The sequence below is a fragment of the Brevundimonas sp. NPDC046655 genome, from assembly GCF_044901625.1.
GTDB lineage: Bacteria > Pseudomonadota > Alphaproteobacteria > Caulobacterales > Caulobacteraceae > Brevundimonas.
This window is the reverse complement of sequence record NZ_JBJDPV010000001.1, coordinates 234,027-255,271: the sequence shown is the minus strand read 5'-3', so window position 1 is coordinate 255,271 and position 21,245 is coordinate 234,027. Positions and strand designations below refer to the sequence as shown.

Sequence of the window (21,245 nt, the reverse complement as noted above, 5' to 3'; positions counted from 1 at the left end):
GACGTAAGGCCGTGACCCAGCACTTCCCGACCCGGCAGTTGCGGTTCTTCATGACCGCCAATGCGCCCTGCCCCTATCTGCCGGGCCAGTTCGAGCGCAAGGTCTTCGCCAACCTGCCCTTCAGCGACGGCGCCGACGTCAACGACGCCCTGACCCAGGCCGGTTTCCGCCGCAGCCAGAACATCGCCTATCGCCCCGCCTGCGAGGCCTGCGCGGCCTGCGTCTCGGTGCGCATCCCTGTTGCCCAGTTCGCCTTCTCAAGATCGCAGCGCAAGATCCTCAACCGCAACGCCGACCTGTCGCGCGATCTGGTCGAGGCCGAGGCGACGATGGAGCAGTTCGACCTGCTGCGCCGCTACCTGTCCGCCCGCCACCCCGGCGGCGGCATGAGCGACATGGGCTGGTCCGACTATGTGTCCATGGTCGAGGATACGGCCGTCCGCACCCACCTGATCGAATATCGCCTGCCCGCGACCGACGACGGCCCCGGCGACCTGGTCGGAGTGTGCCTGACCGACCTGCTGCACGACGGCCTGTCCATGGTCTACAGCTTCTTCGAGCCGGAGCTGGAGCGCCGCAGCCTGGGCCAGTTCGCCATCATGGATCACCTGCGTCAGGCGGCGCTGGTGGGCCTGCCCTATGTCTATCTGGGCTACTGGGTCCAGGGCTCGCCCAAGATGGACTACAAGGCGAAGTTCCGCCCCATGGAGGCCCTGCGCCCGCAGGGCTGGGAACGCCTGAAAGATTAGCAGCACGTTTCTCCCTCCCCTTCTGGGGAGGGTGGTCGCGAAGCGACCGGGTGGGGAGGGCGAGGTGATCCTGGGCGCGGCGTTTGAGTAGCCAAGCCGCCCCCACCCGGTTTCGCCCTGGCGGGCTCAACCACCCTCCCCGAGACGGGGAGGGAGAAAACGTCAGGTCGTCGGAACCGCTGTGTTCGCCCTACCCCACGGTCCCTCGTCATGACCGCCCGCGAACTTCACCAGGGCCGCGATCCGCTTCTCGATCGGCGGGTGGGTGGCGAACAGACCGGCGAAGTCCGCCTTGTCCGCCGTATTGTCCAGGAACATGCCGCGCAGTTCGTCGGGCGCCTCGATCTTCGACTGACCCGACACCTTGCGCAGCGCCGAGATCATGGCGTCAGGGTTCTTGGTCAGCTCCACTGCGCCGGCATCGGCCACATATTCCCGCGTCCGCGACAGGGTCATGCGGATGACGGTGGCCAGACCAAAGCCGATCACCCCGATGGCCAGGCCGATAAGGATCAGCGGCATGGCGTTCTTGTTGTCCCGGCTGCGCCCGCCGCGCATGTAGAAGAGGCTGCGGAACACCAGTTCCGCGATCACGCTGATGATGCCCGCGAAGATCGAGGCGATCACCATGGTGCGCACGTCCTTGTTGATGACGTGGGTCAGTTCGTGCGCCAGCACGCACTCCATCTCGTCTCGGCTGAGGGTCTGCATCAGCCCGCGCGTGACGGTGACGCTGTAGTTGCCCTCATGCAGACCGGACGCATAGGCGTTCAGCGACGGGCTCTCGATGATCCGCAGCGTCGGCGTTTTCATCCCTCGCGAGATCGCGAGGTTTTCCAGCAGGTTGTAGAGCTCGGGCTCGGCCCGGCGCTCGACCTTGCGCGCCCCGGTCATGGCGTCGATCATCATCTGATTGCCGAAATAGGCGATGACGAACCAGACGGCCGCCGCGACCAGCGCCGCCGGCACGGTCCAGCCCAGCATGGACGCCGCCAGCCCCAGATCCTGCGACAGACTGCCGCCCGAGTTGGGCAGCAGGCCGAACCCCATCATCAGCACCTGAACGCCGAACAGCAGGCCGACCAGCAGCACCGGAAACCCGGCCAGCAGGATCGCCGACCGGGTGTTGTTTTGCCAGATGTGGGTCTTGAGGCCGACGGCCTGACCGAAAACCGCCATTGGGGCTTAGAACTTCACCGTCGGCGGGGCGGCATTCAGGGCGGCGCGTTCGCCCTCGCCCACGTCGAAGAAGGGCTTGTCGGCACCAAAGCCGAACATGCCGGCGAACAGCACGGTCGGGAACTGACGGCGCACGGCGTTGAACTCGCTCACCGCGTTGTTGAAGAAGCGGCGCGCGGCGGCCAGCTTGTTCTCGATGTCCGACAGGTCCATCTGCAGCTGCTGGAAGTTGGCGTTGGCCTTCAGGTCCGGATAGGCCTCGGACACCGCGAACAGGCGGCCTAGCGCCCCGGTCAGCATGTTCTCGGCCTGCACCTTCTCATCGACCGTGCGGGCGCCGGCGGCGGCGGCGCGGGCCTGGGTCACGGCGTCCAGGGTGCCGCGCTCGTGCGTGGCGTAGCCCTTCACCGTCTCGACCAGATTGGGGATCAGATCCTGACGCTGCTTCAACTGCACGTCGATGTCGGCAAACGACTGATTGGCCGTCTGATCCAGCGCCACCAGCTTGTTGTAGGCGCCGACGACGACGAACAGCAGAACGACGACGATGACGCCGATGATGATCCAGGTGATCATTGAAATCTCCAGCCCCGGCCGGATCGGCCTTGGTCGGGATTATCGCAAGGGCTGACGGCGACCTCCAATGAAATCGCCGTCACCTTGGCGTCAGCGGAACTTGCGCATCCCGCGCGGGCCCTGGCGTCCGGCCCCGGCGCGCTTGCCCAGCCAGTCCTTCCAGTCGGGCCAGTTGCGGCGACGACCGCCGCCGTCAGCCCACTCCGGCCCCGCCTCGGCGTTGAACACCGCCACATCGACCAGACCGCCCTGCTTGTAGTTCTGCAGCTTCACGCCCTTGCCGCGGCCCATTTCGGGCAGTTCGGCCAGCGGGAAGATCAACGCCTTGATGTTCTCGCCGATGACCGCGACGTGGTCGCCCTGCGGGTTCGACGGGATGCGCAGCATGGCCAGCATCTCGCCGTTCAGCACCTGCTTGCCGCCGCGCTTCTGCGCCAGAAGGTCGTTCTCCGGCGCGATGAAGCCGTAGCCGGCCTTGGATGCGACCAGAAGCTTCGCATTCGGTTCGTGCGCCACGACATTGATAATCTCGGCCTTTTCATCGAGATCGATCATCAGGCGCAGCGGTTCGCCGTGGCCCCGCCCGGAGGCCAGCTTGTCGGCCCCGATGGTGAAGATGCGCCCGTCCGAGGCCCCGATCAGCAGCTTGTCCGTCGTGAAGGCCGGGACCAGGAAGCCCAGGCTGTCGCCTTCCTTGAACTTCAGCTCCGACGGATCCTCCACCTTGCCCTTGGCGGCGCGGATCCAGCCGCGTTCCGACAGGATGACGGTGATGGCTTCACGCGGGATGAAGGCCTCGGGCGCGACGAAGGCCGAGCTGTCCACCGCCTCGCCGATGGTCGTGCGACGCGGCGAGATCAGCGCCTTGCGGACCGCCTCCAGCTCCTTGCCGATGGCCTTCCACTGCTTGGCCTCGGACGAGGTCAGCGCCTTCAGCGCCGCCAGTTCCTCAGCCAAGGCATTGTATTCCTTGTCGATCGCCATTTCCTCGATCCGCGCCAGCTGACGCAGGCGGGTGTCGAGGATGTAGTCGGCCTGGGGCTCGCTCAGGCCAAACCGCGCGATCAGGACAGCCTTCGGCTGCTCCTCCTCGCGGACGATGCGGATCACCTCGTCCAGGTTGAGGAAGACGATACGCAGACCTTCCAGCAGGTGCAGTCGCTTCTCGACCCGCTCGATCCGCCATTGCGAGCGGCGGTTCAGCACCACGCGGCGGTGATCCAGGAAGGCCTGCAGGCAGTCCTTCAAGCCCATGACGCGCGGCGTGCCCGTGGCGTCCAGCACGTTCATGTTGATCGGGAAGCGGACCTCCAGATCGGACAGCTTGAACAGGCTCTCCATCAGCATCTCGGGCTCGATGGTGCGGTTCTTGGGCTCCAGGATCAGGCGGATGTCCTCCGCCGACTCGTCGCGGACGTCGCCCAGCAGCGGCGCCTTCTTGTTCTCGATCAGGTCAGCCAGAGCCTCGATCAGGCGGCTCTTCTGCACCTGATAGGGCATCTCGGTGACGATGATGCGCCAGACGCCGCGGCCCAGGTCCTCGGTCTCCCAGCGCGCGCGCAGGCGCACCCCGCCTCGGCCGGTCTCATAGGCGTCCAGGATGGAGGCGTGGCCCTCGACCGAGACCCCGCCGGTCGGGAAGTCCGGCCCCGACACGATCTGCACAAGCTCCGTCGTCGTCGCCTCAGGGCGCTCCAGCAACAGCTGGCAGGCGTCGATCAGCTCGCCGACGTTGTGGGGCGGGATCGAGGTCGCCATGCCCACGGCGATGCCCGAAGAGCCGTTGGCCAGCAGGTTGGGGAAGCCGGCCGGCAGGACCACCGGCTCTTCGTCCTGATCGTCATAGGTGGGGCGGAAGTCGACAGCGTCCTGATCGATGCCGTCCAGCAGCAGGACCGCGGCGGGCGTCAGCTTGCACTCGGTGTAGCGCATGGCCGCGGCGCTATCGCCGTCGATATTGCCGAAGTTCCCCTGCCCGTCGACCAGCGGATAACGCTGGGCGAAGTCCTGGGCCAGACGGACCAGGGCCTCATAGATCGAGGCGTCGCCGTGCGGGTGATAGCCGCCCATGACCTCGCCGACGACCTTGGCGCATTTACGCGCCGCCGCCTGCGGGTTCAGCCGCATCTGGTGCATGGCGTACATGATGCGCCGGTGCACCGGCTTGAAGCCGTCGCGCACGTCGGGCAGGGCGCGGTTGGTGATCGTGGACAGGGCGTAGGCCAGATAGCGCTTCGACAGCGCGTCGCCCATCGGCTCTTCAACGATGCGGCCGCCTTCGGGCGTCGGGGTGTGGATGGTCATGCGACTTCGAATCGGTGATCTGGACGACAAAGTCTAGCGTAGCGCGCGGCTGACGCGGGGACGATCCGCGCCTATCTGTGGAGGGTCGCCGTCGAAAAGGCAGGAACCGCACATGAAGACCGCCCTCACCGACCGCCTCAAGCTGGACCTGCCCATCGTTCAGGCGCCCATGGCCGGGACCTCTACGCCCGAACTGGCGGCGGCGGTGTCGAACGCCGGGGCGCTGGGCTCCATTTCGCTAGGCTCAGTCGATGCTAGCGAGGGGCGGCGTCAGATTCAGGCCCTGAAAGCCCTGACGACGCGACCGATCAATGTGAACGTCTTTTGCCATGCCCCGACGCCGCCCGATCCGTCGCGCGACCGCGTCTGGATCGACAGCCTGCGGCCCATCTTCGCCGAGTTCGGCGCCGCGCCGCCCGAGACCCTGAACGAGATCTACCAGAGCTTCCTGATCGACGACGCCAAGCTGGCCGTTCTGCTTGAGGAAAGGCCCGCCGTGGTCAGCTTCCACTTCGGACTGCCTCAGCCCGAGAAAATCGCCGCGCTGAAGGCCGCTGGCTGCATCCTCCTCGCCAGCGCCACCACGCCGGAAGAGGGCCGACAGGCCCAGGCGGCGGTGATCGACATGATTGTGGCTCAAGGGGTCGAGGCCGGCGGCCACCGCGGCGCCTTCGATCCCGCCGACGACCCGCGCTTCGCCACCCTGGCCCTGACGCGCCTGCTGGCGCGCGAACTGGACATTCCGGTTATTGCAGCGGGCGGAATCATGGACGGCGCCGGGATCGCAGCCGCGCTGGCGTTGGGCGCGGCAGGCGCGCAGCTGGGCACCGCCTTCGTCTCCTGCCCGGAGTCCGCCGCCAACCCCGCCTATCGCGCCGCCCTCGCCGGTCCGCGCGCCGAACGCACCCGTGTCAGCCCGGTCATCTCGGGCCGCCCTGCGCGCGGCGTCGAAAACCCCTTCATGCAGCGCGCCGACGAAGCCCTGACAGCCGGCTATCCCTACGCCTACGACCTCGGCAAGGCGCTGAACGCCGCCGCGAGCGCACAGGGCGACGACGGCTACGCCCCGCAATGGGCCGGTCAGGCGGCGCCTCTGTGCCGCGCCCTGCCCGCCGCCGAACTGGTCGAGGCTCTGGCGCAGGAAACCCGCGCCGCCATCCGCGACCTGCAAAGCCTTTTGTAACCCAACGCCATCCGACGCGTTGTCCGCAGCGTAACGTCAGGGCCTAAGCCCCGAGGACGACACGATGCTTCTGATCCTGCTGTCCTATCTGGCCGGGGCGCTGACCATTCTCAGCCCCTGCATCCTGCCGGTCCTGCCTTTTGTCTTCGCCCGTGCAGGACAGCCCTTCATGAAAAGCGGCCTGCCCCTTCTGCTGGGCATGGCCCTGACCTTTGCAGCGGTGGCGACGCTGGCCGCGGTCGGCGGCGGCTGGGCGGTTCAAGCCAATCAGGTCGGTCGCTGGGTCGCGCTCGCCGTCATGGCGGTGCTGGGACTGACCCTGGTGTTCCCGGCACTGGCGGACCGGCTAACCCGGCCTCTGGTCACGCTGGGCTCACGCCTGACCGAGAAGGCCAGCGCGGAGCAACAATCCGGCGGCGGCGTCTGGCCCTCCTTCCTGCTGGGCGTGGCCACCGGCCTGCTGTGGGCGCCCTGCGCGGGGCCGATCCTGGGCCTGATCCTGACCGGCGCAGCGCTGCAAGGCGCCAGCGTCGGCACGACTCTGCTGCTGGTCGCCTACGCCGCAGGGGCCGCCACCTCGCTGGCCCTGGCCTTGCTGATCGGCGGTAAGGTGTTCCAGACGATGAAGAAGTCTCTGGGCGTCGGCGAATGGGTGCGGCGAGGTCTGGGCGTTCTGGTCCTGATCGGCGTCGCCGCCATCGCCCTGGGTCTCGACACCGGCCTGCTGACCCGCCTGTCGAGCAGCAGCACCAACCGGATCGAGCAGAGCCTGCTCAGCCGTTTCGGCGCGGGCCAGCCCGTGAACGCCCCGTCCGCCCCCCTGAACGCCCTGCCGGTCGAAGGGACCATGCCGCCGCTGACCGGCGCGACCGAGTGGATCAACAGCCCGCCCCTGACCGCCGAACAGCTACGCGGCAAGGTGGTGCTGGTCGACTTCTGGACCTACTCCTGCATCAACTGCGTGCGCACAATCCCCTATGTCCGCGCCTGGGCCGAGAAGTACCGCGATCAGGGACTGGTGGTAATCGGGGTCCACACGCCCGAGTTCGCCTTCGAGAAGTCGCCCGCCAACGTCCGCGACGCCGTGCGCCGCTTTGGCGTCACCTACCCCGTGGCGATGGACAATGACTTTGCCATCTGGCGGACGTTCGACAACAAGTACTGGCCGGCCCACTACTTCATCGATGCCAGGGGCAACATCCGCTACCACCACTTCGGCGAGGGCGACTACGAACACTCCGAGCGGGTCATCCAGCAACTGCTGAAGGAGGCCGGAGCTTCAAACGTCGATCAGGCTGTAGTTCAGGTGCGCGGACAGGGCGCCGAGGCCGCCGCCAACATGGCCGAGGTCGCCTCGCCAGAAACCTATGTCGGCTATGCCCGCGCCGAGCATTTCGTCTCGCCCGGCGGCTTCGGTTTCGACGTGCGCAAGACCTATGCGGCCGCGCCTCTGAAGCTGAACGACTGGAGCCTGAGCGGCGACTGGATCGTGCGGTCCGAACACGCCGACCTTCAGGCGGCGGGCGGACGACTGGCCTTCCGCTTCAAGGCCCGCGACCTGCATCTGGTCATGGGGCCCAGCAACATGGGCAAGCCGGTGCGTTTCCGCGTCCGCATCGACGGCCAGGCGCCGGGCGCTGACGCCGGCGTGGACATCGACGCGCAAGGCTTGGGCCGGATCGACAGCCAGCGCCTGTATCAACTGGTGCGCCAGTCAGGCGGCGCGCGTGAACGGACATTCGAGATCGAGTTTCTCGGCTCCGGGGTTCAGGTCTTCGCCTTCACCTTTGGCTAGAGCCGCCCGGCCTCGGCCAGCCGTTCGATCATCCACACCCGCGCGGGCGGCAGCGGCTTGTTCAGGGCGTGGAAGACGAACTGCTCGAGGAAGTGGCCGGTCAGGTCCAGCCCGGCCTTCACGTCGCCTTCGCTCAAGCCCGCCTGCGCCCCCAGCATGAAGGGCGGCAGGGTCAGCAGCTTGTCGGCATAGGGCGCGCCCGCCTCGCGGCTGACGGCGCGACCCGTGCGCGGACTGACGTAGATCAGGTCGTCCATCGACCCGGTGGCCGCACACCGCGACAGATCCAGACCAAAGCCCAGGTCTTCCAGCAGCCCCGCCTCGAACCGCACGAAGATAGCCGGCCAGACCTCCGGCAGGGCGAACGCCCCCATCATGGCCTCGAAGGCCAGGAAGGCCCCCGGATGCGGCTCGCGCTCAGGCAGCGCGCCTTGCGCCACCGCCGCGGCGGCGTTCAGCCCGACCAGGGCCAAGGGATCATCGAACAGGGCCGCCGGCCCCTCGCCCACCGGCTCCAGCCGCGCCGACCCCAGCTGGTCCGAGGTCCGCGACCTCAGGTCCGCCACCACCCGCGCCCCGGCCTGCAAGAAGGGCCGCATCTTGCGCGACGCCCCGCCCGCGACATAGGCGGCGCGACGGCCGTGCCGCTCGGTCAGCAGTTCGACCACCGCCCCCGTATCGCCATGCGCCCGCGCCGACAGGACAAAGGCGTCGTCCTGAACCTCCATCAGTCGGCCTTGATGGCGCTGACGACAGCGCGCGCCTTGTCGTTCGGCACGGCGAAGCTGAGGACGTATTGTTCGATCTTCCAGCCATCCTCGGTCAGGCGCAGCACGCCAGAGCCCCGAGTGGTCCCATAGGCGTCGTTGTCCAGCACCTCGTCGAACCAGGCGACGCAGCGGCAGTCGATCGGGGCGATGGTCACGGTCCGTATAACGGGCCGATAGGTCCAGCCCTTGCCTTGCGAGAAGTAGGGCATGGCGTAGGCCCGGAACTCCGACAGGGTCCACCGCTCGGTCGCGTCCGTGCCGATGAAGCGGCCATCGGGCGTGAAGGTCGCGAAATGGGCCTCGCCGTCGGCCTTTGACGCCGCGGCGTGCATGGCGTCCAGCGTGCGCTCGACAGGGGCGGTTTCGGCTTCGACGGCAGGCACAGCCTGAAGCGGCGCGGCGGAAACCTGGAGCATCATCAGGGCGGCGGTGATCATGGATTTGTTCTAGTCCTGTTCTCGCACGGGTGAAAGCACCCACACATCCGCTCATCCCGGCGAAGGCCGGGATCCAGATTGTAAGACGCGGGGCTTGTTGCAGATGGCGCAATCCCGCCCTTGGACCCCGCTGATCCGTCATATGATCGGGATCCCGGCCTTCGCCGGGATGAGCGTGGAGGGGGTTAGCCTAGGGGGCTAAGGGAAACGACGACCGCCCCGCGCGTTCAGACCTCCACCCGACAACCCGGAGAGGTCTCATGAAGATCGTCACCAGCCTCAGCTTCAAGGGCCAGTGCCGCGAGGCGCTAGAGTTTTACGCCCGCGTGCTGGGCGGCAAGGTCACCGCCGCCTTTCCCTTCGGCGACGGCCCGCCCGACATGCCGGTGGACGCCAAGTACAAGGACTGGCTGATGCACGGCTGGCTGGAGGTCGGGGACCAAGCCATCATGGGGGCCGACATGCCGCCCGAGTTCGCGCCGAACATCGACAAGCCCAAGAACGGCTTCGACGTCTCCTATCACACCGACGACCTCGCCAAGGCGCGGCAGGTCTTCGACGCCCTGTCCGAAGGCGGCAAGGTGTCCATGCCCTTCGCCGAAACCTTCTGGTCGCCCGGCTTCGGCTGTCTGACAGATCGGTTCGGCATCCCGTGGATGGTCAACACCAACCCCGCCGAGGAGTGGAAACCGGGCGGCTGACAAGCTTGTGATCACGGACTGTTACGACCAAAGCCGTATTGGAATCAGGGTGATGCGGCGCCTATGTCCGGCCATCTCCCCGCGCCCTCCTGGGCCGCAGCCGTCAGGTTTCCGATGTCCCGCGTCCGCAACGCCGCCCTGCAGTCGAAAATCATGTCCGCCCAGGACGCCGCCGCCCTGATCCCGGCCAATTCGACCGTAGGCATGAGCGGCTTCACCGGCTCGGGCTATCCCAAGGTCGTGCCGATGGCCCTGGCTGAGCGGATCGAGGCCGAGCACGCGGCGGGCAATCCCTTCAAGCTGAAGGTCTGGACCGGCGCCTCGACCGGGCCAGAGCTGGACGGCGCCCTGGCCAAGGCTGACGGCATCGAGTTCCGCCTGCCCTATAACTCCGACCCCATCGCCCGCGAAAAGATCAACAAGGGCGAGATGGAATACCTGGACATGCACCTGTCGCAGGTGGCGCCGGTAGCCTGGCAGGGCTTCCTCGGCCCGCTGGAGACGGCGGTGGTCGAGGTCTCGGGCATCCGCGAGGACGGTTCGCTGATCCCTTCCTCCTCCATCGGCAACAACAAGACCTGGCTGGACCGCGCCGACCGCATCATCCTGGAGGTCAACAGCTGGCAGAACCCGGCGCTGGAGGGGATGCACGACATCTACTACGGCACGGCCCTGCCCCCCGCGCGCGTGCCGATCCCGCTGACCAGCCCCACCGACCTGATCGGCGAGACGGTCTTCCGCGTCGATCCGTCGAAGATCGCCGCCATCGTCGAGACCGACAGCCCCGACCGCAACCTGCCCTTCGCCGCGCCGGACGCCAGCGCGACGGCCATCGCCGGGCATCTGATCGAGTTCCTGCAGCACGAGGTGAAGCTGGGCCGCCTGCCCGCCCATCTGCTGCCCCTGCAATCGGGCGTGGGCAATGTCGCCAACGCCGTGCTGGCGGGTCTGGCCGACAGCCCGTTCGAAAACCTGACCGCCTACACCGAGGTGCTGCAGGACGGGATGCTGGACCTGCTGGACAGCGGCAAGCTGACCGTCGCCTCGGCCACCGCCTTTTCGTTGAGCCCCGAGGCCGCCGCTGATCTGAACAGCCGCATGGAGCAGTTCCGCGGCAAGATCATCCTGCGTCCGCAGGAGATCTCAAACCACCCGGAGATCATCCGCCGCCTGGGCTGCATCGCCATGAACGGCCTGATCGAGGCCGACATCTACGGCAACGTCAACTCGACCCACGTCATGGGCTCGCGCATCCAGAACGGCATCGGCGGCTCGGGCGACTTTGCGCGCAACGCCTACATCTCCTGCTTCGTCACGCCGTCGACGGCCAAGGGCGGCAAGATCTCGGCCATCGTCCCCATGGCCAGCCATGTCGACCACATCACCCAGGACGTACAGGTCATCGTCACCGAACAGGGCCTGGCCGACCTGCGCGGCCTGTCACCCAAGCAGCGCGCCCAGGTCATCATCGCCAACTGCGCCCACCCCGACTACCGCGACGCGCTCAGCGACTACTACGCGCGGGCGCTCAAGGGCTCCTACGGCCTGCAATCGCCGCACCTGCTGACCGAGGCCCTGTCCTGGCACCAGCGCTTCATCGAAACGGGGTCGATGAAGGCCTGACCATCGCAGTCCTCCCCCGCTCGCGGGGAAGGATTATCTGATTTCTAACGGTTCATGCTCGTCGGGAACTCACGCCCCAGAGCCTCGGCCATGGCCTGCTGGCTCAGCATGAAGACCAGGTCGCGCTGGTGGTAGTTGTTGGACAGGACCACCACGGTCACATCGGCCTCGGGCTGATAGAGGACCAAGTTGCGGAACCCGGCCCAGCTGCCCGTGTGATAGATCTGCCTGTCGTCAAAGGCGGGCTTCACCTGCTCGCCCAGGCTGTTGACGTAGATGCCATAGCCATAGGCCCGGTGCGCGCGGCCCCGCTCCTTGGGCGTGCCCTCAGGCGCATGGTCAGCGATCATCTGGGCATAGGAGGCGTCGCTGAGGAGATGGCCCTTATGCAGGGCCTGGTTCCACACCAGCATGTCGTCCAGCGTCGAATACAGGGCGCCGGCGCCGAAGACGACGCTGACGTTGGCGATCGGCTGGGCCGCCAGTCCGGCGGGGAAGTTGGCGTAGCCCATGGCCAATCCCCGCGCGTCGGCATGGGCGTCCGATCCCGTGTCCTTCAACCCCAGCGGCTTCAGGATGGCGTCGTTCAGATAGGTCTCGAACGGCTTGCCGCTGGCCTTGCTGACGATCTCGGCGGCCAGGTTATAGGCGGCGTTGTCGTAGCGGATCTTGGTGCCCGGCTCGAACTGCAGGCCATAGCGGGCCGAGGTCTCGGTCAGTTCCTGCGGCGTGCGCGGGGTGACGCGGATGCGACCCCATTCGGACTGCGCCATCAAGTCGGGAATGCCCGAGGTATGCGACAGCAGGTGGTGGATGCGCAGCGGCTTCCACGCGTCCGGGCAGGCTTCAATCCATTTGCAGACCGGGTCGTTGACCGACAGCCTGCCCTCGTCCTGCAGCTTCAGGATGGCGGCGGCGGTGAACTGCTTGGACACCGAGGCCAGGCGGAATCGGGTGTCCAGCTTCAGCGGCTCATCGTTTTCGTAGTTCGCCTTGCCATAGACCTGACGGAACAGGACCTGATCGCCCTTGGCCACCAGGATGGCGCCCATGAACTGCTTGTGCTCGCCCAGATAGTCCAGCCGCGCCTTCAGTTGCGGCAGGGCCTCGACGACCTCGACCGGCGGCCGTTCGGGCAGCTTGGCCTTGGTCGCCGTGGCCGCCTGAGTCTCAGGCGCGATGGCGTGGACGATCCAGGCGCCGGCGCCGGCGGAAACAAGGGCGACCGCGGCCAGGGATCCGAGGAACCAGGGCCGCCCGCCTGCGGACTTGGGAACTACAAACACGATACTGAACTACGTTCCTAGACGTCGAACTCCAGCCCGAACTGGGCGTAAAGGGCGCGGCTGTCCTGCCACTTGGGATCAACCTTGACGGTCAGGAACAGGTGCACGGGACGGTCGAGCAGCTCGATCAGCTCCTCGCGCGACTTCTGGCCGATCCACTTCAGGGTCTGGCCGCCCTTGCCCAGAACGATGGGGCGCTGACTCTCGCGCTCGACATAGATGGTCTGCTCGATGCGCACCGAACCGTCGGGCTTCTCGTCAAAGGCCGTGGTCTCGACCGCCGCCGAATAGGGCAGTTCCTCGTGAACGCGCAGATAGACCTTCTCGCGCGTGATCTCGGCGGCCAGGACGCGGACCGGCACGTCGGCCGACTGATCTTCCGGGTAGAGCCACGGCCCGGCGGGCATGGAACGCGCCAGACGCTGCTTCAGATCGTCCACGCCGTCGCCGCTGAGGGCAGAGATCATATAGACCTCTTCATAGACGCCGGTTTCGAACAGGCGGTGCGACAGGGCCAGAAGGGTGTCACGGCGCATCCCGTCGATCTTGTTCAGGACCAGGATGACCTTGGTTCCCGTCGCCTTCAGGTTGGCGATGATGGTCTCGGTGTCCTCGGCCGACTTCCGGTCGGCGGCGGTGCCGTCACGGCCTTCGGACGCGATGTGCGAAGGGGCGTCGATCAGATGGACCACCACGTCGGCATCCTCGGCGCCGCCCCAGGCCGAGGCGACCATGGCGCGGTCCAGGCGACGGCGCGGCGTGAAGATGCCGGGCGTGTCCACCAGGACGATCTGGGCGTCGCCCTCGATGGCGATGCCGCGCACAGGGAAGCGCGTGGTCTGGACCTTCTGGGTCACGATCGAGACCTTGGAGCCCGTCAGGCGGTTCACCAGCGTCGACTTGCCGGCGTTGGGCGCGCCAATGATGGCGGCGAAGCCCGCGCGCTGGTTCGGGTTGAGGGTCTCGGTCAAATTACGCCTTCTCGTTTCAACAGCGCCGTGGCGGCGGCTTTCTCCGCCTCCTGACGCGAACGTCCTGTTTGTTTCACGGGGTCGAAGCCGACCACCGTCGCTTCGACCACAAAGGTCGGAGCATGATCTGATCCGGTGCGTTCCACCACCCGATAGGTCGGCAGCGGACGCCCTTGCGCTTGAGCCCACTCCTGCAGAGCGGACTTGGGATTGGTCACGGCCGGCGCCGGGGGCGACGCGAACTCCTCGGCCCAGGCGATGTCGAACATGGCCTTGGCCGCCGTCAGGCCGCCATCGCGATAGACAGCCGCCAGAACAGCCTCGACAGCATCGGCGATGACTCCGGCCTTTCTGCGGCCGCCCGTTTTGGTCTCGCCCGCCGACAGGCGCAGCGCCGGGCCGACGCCCAGACGTTCGCCGACGCGTGCGCAAGCGCTCTTGTCGACCAAGGCGTGCAGCCGCGCGGACAGCTGGCCCTCGTCGGCCGAGGGAAACTCGCGCGTCAGGCGGTCGGCGACCAGCAAACCCAGCACGCGGTCGCCCAGAAACTCCAGCCGCTCGTTGTCAGCGGGACGGCGGCCGTCGGCCTGTCCCCCGCCCTCGCCCACGCTGGCGTGGGTCAGGGCCCGTTCCAGCAGGGACGGGTCGCTGAACTCATGGCCCAGCCGACGCCGGAGCGCGGCGACGGCCTCGGCCCGAAGGTTCGCCATCAGTCCAGGATCTTGAAGAACCGGCTGGGACGCAGGTTCGCGAACCAGCTGACCGGGTTAAACAGCGACGCGCCCGGCGACCAGGAGAACATGATGATCTCGGCCTTGCCGACCAGGTTCTCGGCCGGGACCATGCCCACGCCGGCCGACATCTCGACGCGGCTGTCGATCGAGTTGTCGCGATTGTCGCCCATCATGAAGAAGTGGCCGGCCGGTACTTCATAGACAGGGGTGTCATCCAGATCGCCGCCGGGGCCGAAGTCCTGGGTCATGAAGCTCTTGCCGTTCGGCAGGGTCTCGCGGACCTGGGTCACGGGACGCGGGCCGAACATGTCGGCCATCTCGGCGCGGCTGACGACGACGTCCTTCACCGGAGCGCCGTTGATGTAGAGCTTGTTGGAGACCATCTGCACCTTGTCGCCCGGCAAGCCGATCACGCGCTTGATGTAGTCGGTCTTGTTGTCGCGCGGCAGCTTGAACACCACGATGTCGCCGCGCGTGGGATCCTTGCCCATGATCCGGCCGTCGAACAGCGGCGGGCTCCACGGGATCGAGTGTTTCGAGTAGCCGTACGACCACTTCGACACGACGATGTAGTCGCCCTCATAGAGGTTGGGCTCCATCGAGGCCGACGGGATGGTGAAGGGCTGGAACAGCAGCACCCGCAGCACGAAGGCGATCAACAGGGCGAAGACGATGGTCTTGATGATCTCGACCGTCTCGTTGCTCGCGGACTTCTCTTTTTTCACACGTTTGGCTTTCTTGGGACGCGGCGTGGCGTAGATCGGCTTGTCGCTGTCGAGGGCTTCGGGATCGTCGCCCATATCGAAGGGGGCGTCGCCGTCGTCGCTCCAGATCGGTCGCGGATCGGTCGGGTCGATGGCAGGATTGCCGGCGCCGCCGTTCGCCTTGGGGTCGTCGCTCATGGTCTGCTCGAATCCCCCGCCGAACGCGGGGTTGGATGCCTGAGGCGTAAAGGCTGATTACGCCACGGGCAAGGCTTCGATGACCACGAAAGCGAGAGCATAAGGGTGTTCGTCGCTGAGGGTCAGGTGGATGCGTGGTTCGTGCCCCCGCGGGGTCAGCCGCGCCAGATGCTCGGCGGCGTGCCCGGTCAGGGCCAGGGTCGGCTGGCCCGACTTCAGGTTCACCACACCCATGTCGCGCCAATAGACATCGGCGCGCATCCCGGTGCCCAAAGCCTTGGCGCAGGCCTCCTTGGCCGCGAACCGCTTGGCGTAGCTCCAGGCCGGGTCCGGCTTGCGGTCCGAACGGGTGCGCTCGATCTCGGTGAAGACGCGGTTCTTGAACCGGTCTCCGAACCGGTCCAGCGACGCCTCGATGCGCCGGATGTCCGACATATCAGCGCCGATGCCGATGATCACCGGCCTGCTCCGCTGACGGCTTCATCCATCGCCGTTCGCATCCGGCGGATGGCGGCGTCCAGACCAACGAAGACCGCCTCCCCGATCAGGAAGTGGCCGATGTTCAGCTCCTTGATCTCGGGGATGCCCAGGACGACGCTGGCGGTAGCGTAGTCGAGGCCGTGGCCGGCGTGGACCTCCAGCGCCAGGATATCGGCCTGAGCGGCGGCGGCGGCCAGCCGGTCCAGCTCGAAGGCGCGCTCGGCCGGATCGATCAGATGGCAATAGCGGCCGGTGTGGAACTCGACCACCTGCGCGCCCACGGCGGCGGCGGCCTCGACCTGGGCCTCCGACGGCTCGATGAACAGGCTGACGCGGATGCCGGCGCCGGCCAGGGCCTTCACCACTGGGGCGATGCGCGCCTCGTGACCGGCGACGGCCAGACCGCCCTCGGTCGTGACCTCCTCGCGCCGTTCCGGCACCAGACAGGCGGCGTGCGGACGGTGACGCAGGGCGATGGCCAGCATCTCGTCAGTCACCGCCATCTCGAAGTTCAGCGGCTTGCCCGCGCGACGGCACAGGGCCGTCAGCACGTCGATGTCGGCGTCGGTGATGTGGCGGCGATCCTCGCGCAGGTGGGCGGTGATGCCGTCCGCTCCTGCCGCCAGCGCCGCCTCGGCCGCGCGGGCCGGATCGGGATGAGCGCCGCCGCGCGCGTTACGAACCGTGGCGACGTGGTCGATGTTGACGCCCAGACGAACCCGCTCGCGCTTCATCTCGATCCCTTTCTTATCATGCACTCAAAAGCTATCCCGGTGCACCGTTCCACGATCATCAAGAAGGGCCCATAGTCCTGGGTGGATCAGGCTGCCAGCAATCAGCAAGCGTTGCCTTGAACCGGTTCGCCCAATCAGCCAGCGGCGACCCGAAGCTACTCTCGAACGCGACCTCGTAGCCATATGCAGTCGGCCAGGTTGGCCCACGGCTCCACAGTTTGAACGAGCCTCCGTCCATGCCGGGACCTTGCTCATCATCTCGACCAAACCCCGGGATGTCTATCGCTGGAGCAGGCAGGCGCTCCAGCTCCAGAACTACCTCCTGCGCGCCCGGACACTCACTAATGACCGCCCACGAAACACGCTGGCCTCCGCGCGTGTTGATCGCCCGACGAGCGGCCAAATGACGGCGCCCACCCGCTTGTGCGAAATAGGGGTAGATGCTGAAGGTTTCCAACGCCGACAAGGGGTGACGGGAGACCTCTAGCACCACCACCGGCGCCAATTGGTCGAATTTCACATCTCGCGCATCTTCGACTTGCGGTTGCGGCGCCGTTTGAAGGCCAACGGCCAGAAACGTCACTAGCCCAATCATTCACGCCTCCCCTGAAGTTTGGCCGCTTGAATCGTCAATCGGACTACGCTCGGCTAATCTGGCTTACTTGGACAGCCGGCGGCTGCCCGGATCCTCGACCGGCAGGGCGGCCAGTTCGGGCGGCAAGGCGTCGGCTGGATAGGCCGGCACGTCCAGCGTCGCCAGGGCGATCAGCGGCACGCCCACGTCGGCGCGACCGCCCGAGCGATCGACGATGCAGGCGGCGGCGACGACTTCGCCCCCGGCCTTCTGGATGGCGGCGATGCATTCGCGCGACGACAGACCCGTCGTGACGATGTCCTCGACCATGACGACCTTCTCGCCTGGCTCGACGGTGAAGCCGCGACGCAGCTTGAACTCGCCGCCTTCGCGCTCGACGTAGAGCGAGCGCACGTTCAGGTGCCGCGCCGTCTCATAGCCGGGAATGATGCCGCCGACGGCAGGCGAGATGGCCACGTCGACCGGACCGACCGTGGCGACGATCTTGTCGGCCAGAGCCTTGCACAGGCGCTCGCAGCGACGACCGTCCATGAAGACCAGGTTCTTCTGCAGGAAGACCGGGCTGTGCAGGCCGGACGACAGGACGAAATGGCCTTCGCGCAGGGCGCCGGCGTCGCGGAATTCGTTGAGGACGTCTTCAGTGTTCATGAGAGCGTCCCTTAGACCCTGCATCTCCGCCCCTCAAGCCGAGCGACCTACTTGATGTCGCAGTTCGGCTTCAGCCCACCTTCCAGCAGCCTGGTCCAGACGGTTTCGGCGTCGTCGGCGAAGGCGAACAACTCCATGTCAGACGCCTTGACCATGCCGTGCTCGATCAGCGTGTCGAAGTTGATGACCGAGCGCCAGTAGGCCTCGTCGAACAGGACGATGGGGATCGGCGGTGCCTTGTCGGTCTGACGCAGGGTCAGGATTTCGAACAGTTCGTCGAGTGTGCCGAAGCCGCCAGGGAAGACCACCAGACCATTGGCCCGCATGGCCAGATGCATCTTGCGCATGGCGAAGTAGTGGAACTGGAAGGTCAGCTCCGGCGTCGACCAGGGATTGGGCACCTGCTCGTGCGGCAGGGTGACGTTGAAGCCGATCGACGGGGCGCCTGCTTCATGCGCGCCCTGATTGGCCGCCTGCATGATGCCCGGGCCCCCGCCGGTTGCGATGACGTTGTCGCGCACCTCGCCCGGCGAGCCGCGGAAGGCCCCGCCCCGCTCCGAGGCGATGCGGCCGAACAGACGAGCCTGCTCGTACCAGTAGCTGTGCCGACCGCCGCCGTTGGCGCCGACGCGGGCGCTGCCGAACACCACCAGGGTTGAGCGCACGCCCCAGGCCTTCAGCGCCTCCTCGGCCTTCTCATACTCCATCAGGAAGCGCACGCCGCGCATCGATTCGCCCAGCAGGAAGTCCTGATCCAGGGCGGCCAGACGATAGGAGGGCGACGCCAATTGAGCGGCGTTGGCGAGAGCTTGCTGTTCGGGAGACATTTCGGCCTTCAGTCAGACGCGCCGGCGATCAGCCGCGCGCGCGGTCCACGGTGTCGACGGACGGATTGGCGCGCAGCGCCGCGATGATCATGGTGGCGTGACGGGCGTCCTCGACCTCCACATCGATGTCGACGTCGAAGAAGTCCTGCTGACGATGCGCCATCGACAGGTTCAGGATGTTGCCGCCGGCCTCACCGATGATGGTCGCCACCTGCCCCAGCACACCCGGCGCATTGCGGATGGTGGCGCGCAGACGGGCCGAGGCCACCGCGTCCTGCTCGGCTTGCGGCGTCCATTGCAGGTCCTGCCAGACGCTGTCGTCGTCGGCGAAGTCGGCCAGGGTCTGGCAGTCGATGGTATGGACCGTCAGCCCTTTGTCAGGCTCCAGGATGCCGACGATGCGATCGCCCGGCACCGGGCTGCAACAGGCGCCGAAGTGAATGCTGACGCCCGGCGTCAGGCCGCTGCCGCGCACGAACAGGCGGGCCTGGTCATTGCCGATCCGCTTGCGTTCGGGGCCCGCCTTCAGCTGGCCCTTCAGCGCCGGAAACATGGTCTCGGCGATCTTGGTCGCGGCCAGACGGCCCCGCCCGATGGCGTCGAACATATCCTCTTCGGTGGCGATGGCATGGGTTTCCAAGACCGGCTTCAGCGAGACCTCGGCCAGCGACTTGCCCGCCCGCTCCAGCGTCTGCTCCAGCGTCGCCTTGCCCAGGCGCACGAACTCGTCGCGCTCCGAAGTGCGGATATGACGGCGAATGGCCGAACGCGCCCGGCCGGTGACGGTCAGGCTGCGCCAGTCGGTCGGCACCTCTCGCTTGGTGCCGCGAATGATCTCGACCACGTCGCCGTTTTGCAGCGCCGTGCGCATGGGCTTCAGTTCGCCGTTGATCTTGACGCCCACGGCCGTGTCGCCGACCTCGGTGTGGACCGCATAGGCGAAGTCCAGGGCCATGCCGCCGCGCGGCAGGGTGATCAGCGCGCCCTTGGGCGTGAAGACGAAGACCTGATCCAGGTACATCTCGAGCTTGGCGTGCTCGACCCAGTCCTCGCCGCCCTCGCCGTGCTCGATGACCTGAACCAGATGGCGCAGGTTCAACAGCGGGTCGCGCCCGCCGTCGGCCTCCATCGCCTCGCGGTCGAAGCCGTAGGAGTGGTTCTTGTAGGCCCAGTGCGCGGCCACGCCGTCTTCGGCCACGCGGTCCATGATCTCGGTGCGGATCTGCATCTCGATGCGCAGGCCGCCGGGACCGACGACCGTGGTGTGCAGCGAGCGATAGTTGTTCGACTTGGGCGTCGAGATGAAGTCCTTGAACCGCTCCGGCACCATGGGCCAGGCCCGGTGGATGACCCCCAGCGCGCGATAGCAGTCATCCTCGGCCTCGACGATCACCCGGAAGCCGTAGATGTCCGACAGGGAGGAGAAGCCGACCGACTTCCTCTGCAGCTTGCGCCAGATCGAATAGGGCGTCTTTTCCCGCCCCTTCACATGAGCCGTTATGCCCGCCTCGCTCAGGACAGTCTCGATTTCGCGCGAAACGCCCTCAATTGCGCGGCCATGTTCCAGCTTCAACGCCTCCAGACGGCGCTGGATCGCCACGCGAGCCGTAGCGTTCAGATGTTCGAACGCCAGTTCCTCCAGTTCGGAGGCGATAGAGTGGATGCCGATGGAACGGCCCAGCGGGGCATAGACTTCCAGGGTCTCGCGGCTGATGCGCTCGCGCTTCTCCGGCTTGACGTACTGGAGGGTGCGCATGTTGTGCAGGCGGTCGGCCAGCTTGACCAACAGGACGCGCACGTCCTTGGAAATCGCCAGGATGAACTTGCGCAGGTTCTCGGCCTGGCGCGTGTGCTCGGCCTGAAGCTCCAGCCGCGACAGCTTGGTCACGCCCTCGACCAGGACAGCGATCTCCTCGCCGAACATGGCGGCGATGTCGTCACGCGTGGCCGAAGTGTCCTCGACCACGTCGTGCAGCAGGGCCGTGACGATGGTCGCCGTGTCCAGCTTGTAGTCGGTCAGGATGCCCGCGACCTGGATCGGGTGTGCGAAATAGGGATCGCCCGAGGCGCGCAGCTGCGAGCCGTGCATCTTCATCGCATAGACGTAGGCGCGGTTCAGCAGGGCTTCGTCGGCGGTCGGGTCGTAGGCCTTGACCGCCTCGATCAATTCGAACTGGCGCATGATCGGCGCGCGCTTGGCTTCAGACACTTGGGACACGGACGGCAGGGACTCGGCGACTTCAGACGACAACGGCGTCGCCCCGGGAAGGAGCGACGCCGTCTGGTCTATCTGATTCGCGACTTCGTCCGGCGACGGGTCCGCGGGGGACCGCGCCGGAAGAATGGTTACGCCGTTGACTGGCTCAGCCGTCAGTAGCGTTCCTCCTGGCCGCCATCCCGGTCGCTTTGCAGCGCGCGGATCAGTTCGGCCTCGGCCATGTTCATGTGCTGCGGCTCGGCCAGCAGGGCCACGACTTCGGCTTCATCCTCGGCCTCGGTGCGCTCGTCGACGCGTTGCAGCGTGGTGATGATGTTCTCGCGCAGCTCTTCCGGGACGACCGTCTCGTCGGCCAGCTCGCGCAGGGCCACGACCGGGTTCTTGTCGTTGTCGCGGTCGATGGTCAGGGCGGCGCCGTTGGCGATATTGCGGGCGCGATGACCGGCCAGCAGAACCAGACCAAAGCGGTTCGGAACCTTCTCGATGCAGTCTTCGACAGTGACGCGGGCCATGAAATTCCTCTGGCGGCAGGG

Annotated in this window: 20 protein-coding genes; 5 read left to right on the top strand and 15 right to left on the bottom strand. The window is 66.8% G+C overall.

Annotated features, from left to right (window positions below; all coding sequences use genetic code 11):
* The first annotated feature begins 11 nt into the window (after nucleotides 1–11).
* Nucleotides 12–749: an arginyltransferase gene (locus ACI2KI_RS01190; RefSeq protein WP_404617052.1), complete on the top strand. Its 738-nt coding sequence runs from the start codon at nucleotides 12–14 to the stop codon at nucleotides 747–749.
* 162 nt (nucleotides 750–911) lie between these two features.
* Here the strand turns inward: ACI2KI_RS01190 and ACI2KI_RS01185 are convergent, their stop codons facing one another.
* The 3 genes from ACI2KI_RS01185 to parC all read right to left on the bottom strand — a co-directional run bounded on the left by ACI2KI_RS01185 (nucleotide 912) and on the right by parC (nucleotide 4,808).
* Nucleotides 912–1,928 carry a M48 family metallopeptidase gene (locus ACI2KI_RS01185; RefSeq protein ID WP_404617050.1) on the bottom strand — a complete coding sequence of 339 codons (1,017 nt, stop codon included), beginning with the start codon at nucleotides 1,926–1,928 and terminating at the stop codon, nucleotides 912–914.
* 6 nt (nucleotides 1,929–1,934) lie between these two features.
* Nucleotides 1,935–2,504 carry a LemA family protein gene (locus ACI2KI_RS01180; RefSeq protein WP_404617048.1) on the bottom strand — a complete coding sequence of 190 codons (570 nt, stop codon included), beginning with the start codon at nucleotides 2,502–2,504 and terminating at the stop codon, nucleotides 1,935–1,937.
* 90 nt (nucleotides 2,505–2,594) lie between these two features.
* Complete coding sequence (gene parC, locus ACI2KI_RS01175) at nucleotides 2,595–4,808, bottom strand: DNA topoisomerase IV subunit A (RefSeq protein ID WP_404617046.1); 2,214 nt, start codon at nucleotides 4,806–4,808, stop codon at nucleotides 2,595–2,597.
* A gap of 112 nt (nucleotides 4,809–4,920) precedes the next feature.
* On the opposite strand from parC, the gene ACI2KI_RS01170 reads away from it, so the two are divergent.
* Nucleotides 4,921–5,991 (top strand): NAD(P)H-dependent flavin oxidoreductase, encoded by a 1,071-nt coding sequence (locus tag ACI2KI_RS01170; RefSeq protein ID WP_404617044.1) that lies wholly within the window; start codon nucleotides 4,921–4,923, stop codon nucleotides 5,989–5,991.
* A 64-nt stretch (nucleotides 5,992–6,055) separates the two neighbouring features.
* Nucleotides 6,056–7,786, top strand: a complete 1,731-nt coding sequence (locus ACI2KI_RS01165; RefSeq protein ID WP_404617042.1) for a cytochrome c biogenesis protein DipZ — start codon at nucleotides 6,056–6,058, stop codon at nucleotides 7,784–7,786.
* Here the strand turns inward: ACI2KI_RS01165 and recO are convergent.
* Both recO and ACI2KI_RS01155 read right to left on the bottom strand, forming a co-directional pair.
* Nucleotides 7,783–8,514: a DNA repair protein RecO gene (gene recO / locus ACI2KI_RS01160; protein WP_404617040.1), complete on the bottom strand. Its 732-nt coding sequence runs from the start codon at nucleotides 8,512–8,514 to the stop codon at nucleotides 7,783–7,785. The two genes, ACI2KI_RS01165 and recO, sit on opposite strands and share 4 nt — an antisense overlap.
* Nucleotides 8,514–8,993, bottom strand: a complete 480-nt coding sequence (locus tag ACI2KI_RS01155) for a nuclear transport factor 2 family protein (RefSeq protein WP_404617038.1) — start codon at nucleotides 8,991–8,993, stop codon at nucleotides 8,514–8,516. The genes recO and ACI2KI_RS01155 overlap by 1 nt, the downstream gene beginning before the upstream one ends.
* A 260-nt stretch (nucleotides 8,994–9,253) precedes the next feature.
* Here ACI2KI_RS01155 and ACI2KI_RS01150 point away from each other — a divergent pair, with 260 nt between their 5' ends.
* Together ACI2KI_RS01150 and ACI2KI_RS01145 are read left to right on the top strand one after the other, a co-directional pair.
* Entirely contained in the window at nucleotides 9,254–9,694 is a 441-nt protein-coding gene (locus tag ACI2KI_RS01150) for a VOC family protein (RefSeq protein WP_404617036.1), read from the top strand.
* 114 nt (nucleotides 9,695–9,808) lie between these two features.
* A complete protein-coding gene (locus tag ACI2KI_RS01145) occupies nucleotides 9,809–11,317 on the top strand; it encodes an acetyl-CoA hydrolase/transferase family protein (RefSeq protein WP_404617034.1) in 1,509 nt (502 codons plus the stop codon).
* 44 nt (nucleotides 11,318–11,361) lie between these two features.
* Here the strand turns inward: ACI2KI_RS01145 and ACI2KI_RS01140 are convergent, their stop codons facing one another.
* From ACI2KI_RS01140 to rpoZ, 10 genes are all read right to left on the bottom strand, one after another.
* The gene (locus ACI2KI_RS01140) at nucleotides 11,362–12,603 is read right to left on the bottom strand and encodes a serine hydrolase domain-containing protein (RefSeq protein ID WP_404617032.1); all 1,242 of its coding nucleotides are present in this window, start codon (nucleotides 12,601–12,603) and stop codon (nucleotides 11,362–11,364) included.
* Between the two features lie 17 nt (nucleotides 12,604–12,620).
* Nucleotides 12,621–13,574: a GTPase Era gene (gene era, locus ACI2KI_RS01135; protein ID WP_292082589.1), complete on the bottom strand. Its 954-nt coding sequence runs from the start codon at nucleotides 13,572–13,574 to the stop codon at nucleotides 12,621–12,623.
* The gene (rnc, locus tag ACI2KI_RS01130; protein WP_312061994.1) at nucleotides 13,571–14,284 is read right to left on the bottom strand and encodes a ribonuclease III; all 714 of its coding nucleotides are present in this window, start codon (nucleotides 14,282–14,284) and stop codon (nucleotides 13,571–13,573) included. Before rnc ends, era begins: the two co-directional genes overlap by 4 nt.
* The gene (lepB, locus tag ACI2KI_RS01125; protein ID WP_313103562.1) at nucleotides 14,284–15,210 is read right to left on the bottom strand and encodes a signal peptidase I; all 927 of its coding nucleotides are present in this window, start codon (nucleotides 15,208–15,210) and stop codon (nucleotides 14,284–14,286) included. The genes rnc and lepB overlap by 1 nt, the downstream gene beginning before the upstream one ends.
* A 57-nt stretch (nucleotides 15,211–15,267) precedes the next feature.
* Nucleotides 15,268–15,669: a holo-ACP synthase gene (gene acpS / locus ACI2KI_RS01120; RefSeq protein ID WP_404617029.1), complete on the bottom strand. Its 402-nt coding sequence runs from the start codon at nucleotides 15,667–15,669 to the stop codon at nucleotides 15,268–15,270.
* Nucleotides 15,666–16,424 carry a pyridoxine 5'-phosphate synthase gene (locus ACI2KI_RS01115; protein ID WP_404618897.1) on the bottom strand — a complete coding sequence of 253 codons (759 nt, stop codon included), beginning with the start codon at nucleotides 16,422–16,424 and terminating at the stop codon, nucleotides 15,666–15,668. The genes acpS and ACI2KI_RS01115 overlap by 4 nt, the downstream gene beginning before the upstream one ends.
* A 658-nt stretch (nucleotides 16,425–17,082) precedes the next feature.
* Nucleotides 17,083–17,667 carry an orotate phosphoribosyltransferase gene (pyrE, locus tag ACI2KI_RS01110; protein ID WP_404617027.1) on the bottom strand — a complete coding sequence of 195 codons (585 nt, stop codon included), beginning with the start codon at nucleotides 17,665–17,667 and terminating at the stop codon, nucleotides 17,083–17,085.
* A 47-nt stretch (nucleotides 17,668–17,714) separates the two neighbouring features.
* Complete coding sequence (locus tag ACI2KI_RS01105; RefSeq protein WP_404617025.1) at nucleotides 17,715–18,494, bottom strand: TIGR00730 family Rossman fold protein; 780 nt, start codon at nucleotides 18,492–18,494, stop codon at nucleotides 17,715–17,717.
* Between the two features lie 28 nt (nucleotides 18,495–18,522).
* On the bottom strand, nucleotides 18,523–20,676 hold the full coding sequence (locus ACI2KI_RS01100; protein ID WP_292083356.1) for a bifunctional (p)ppGpp synthetase/guanosine-3',5'-bis(diphosphate) 3'-pyrophosphohydrolase: 2,154 nt from the start codon (nucleotides 20,674–20,676) through the stop codon (nucleotides 18,523–18,525).
* Nucleotides 20,677–20,864: 188 nt separating this feature from the next.
* A complete protein-coding gene (gene rpoZ, locus ACI2KI_RS01095) occupies nucleotides 20,865–21,224 on the bottom strand; it encodes a DNA-directed RNA polymerase subunit omega (protein WP_292082582.1) in 360 nt (119 codons plus the stop codon).
* Nucleotides 21,225–21,245 lie beyond the last annotated feature (21 nt).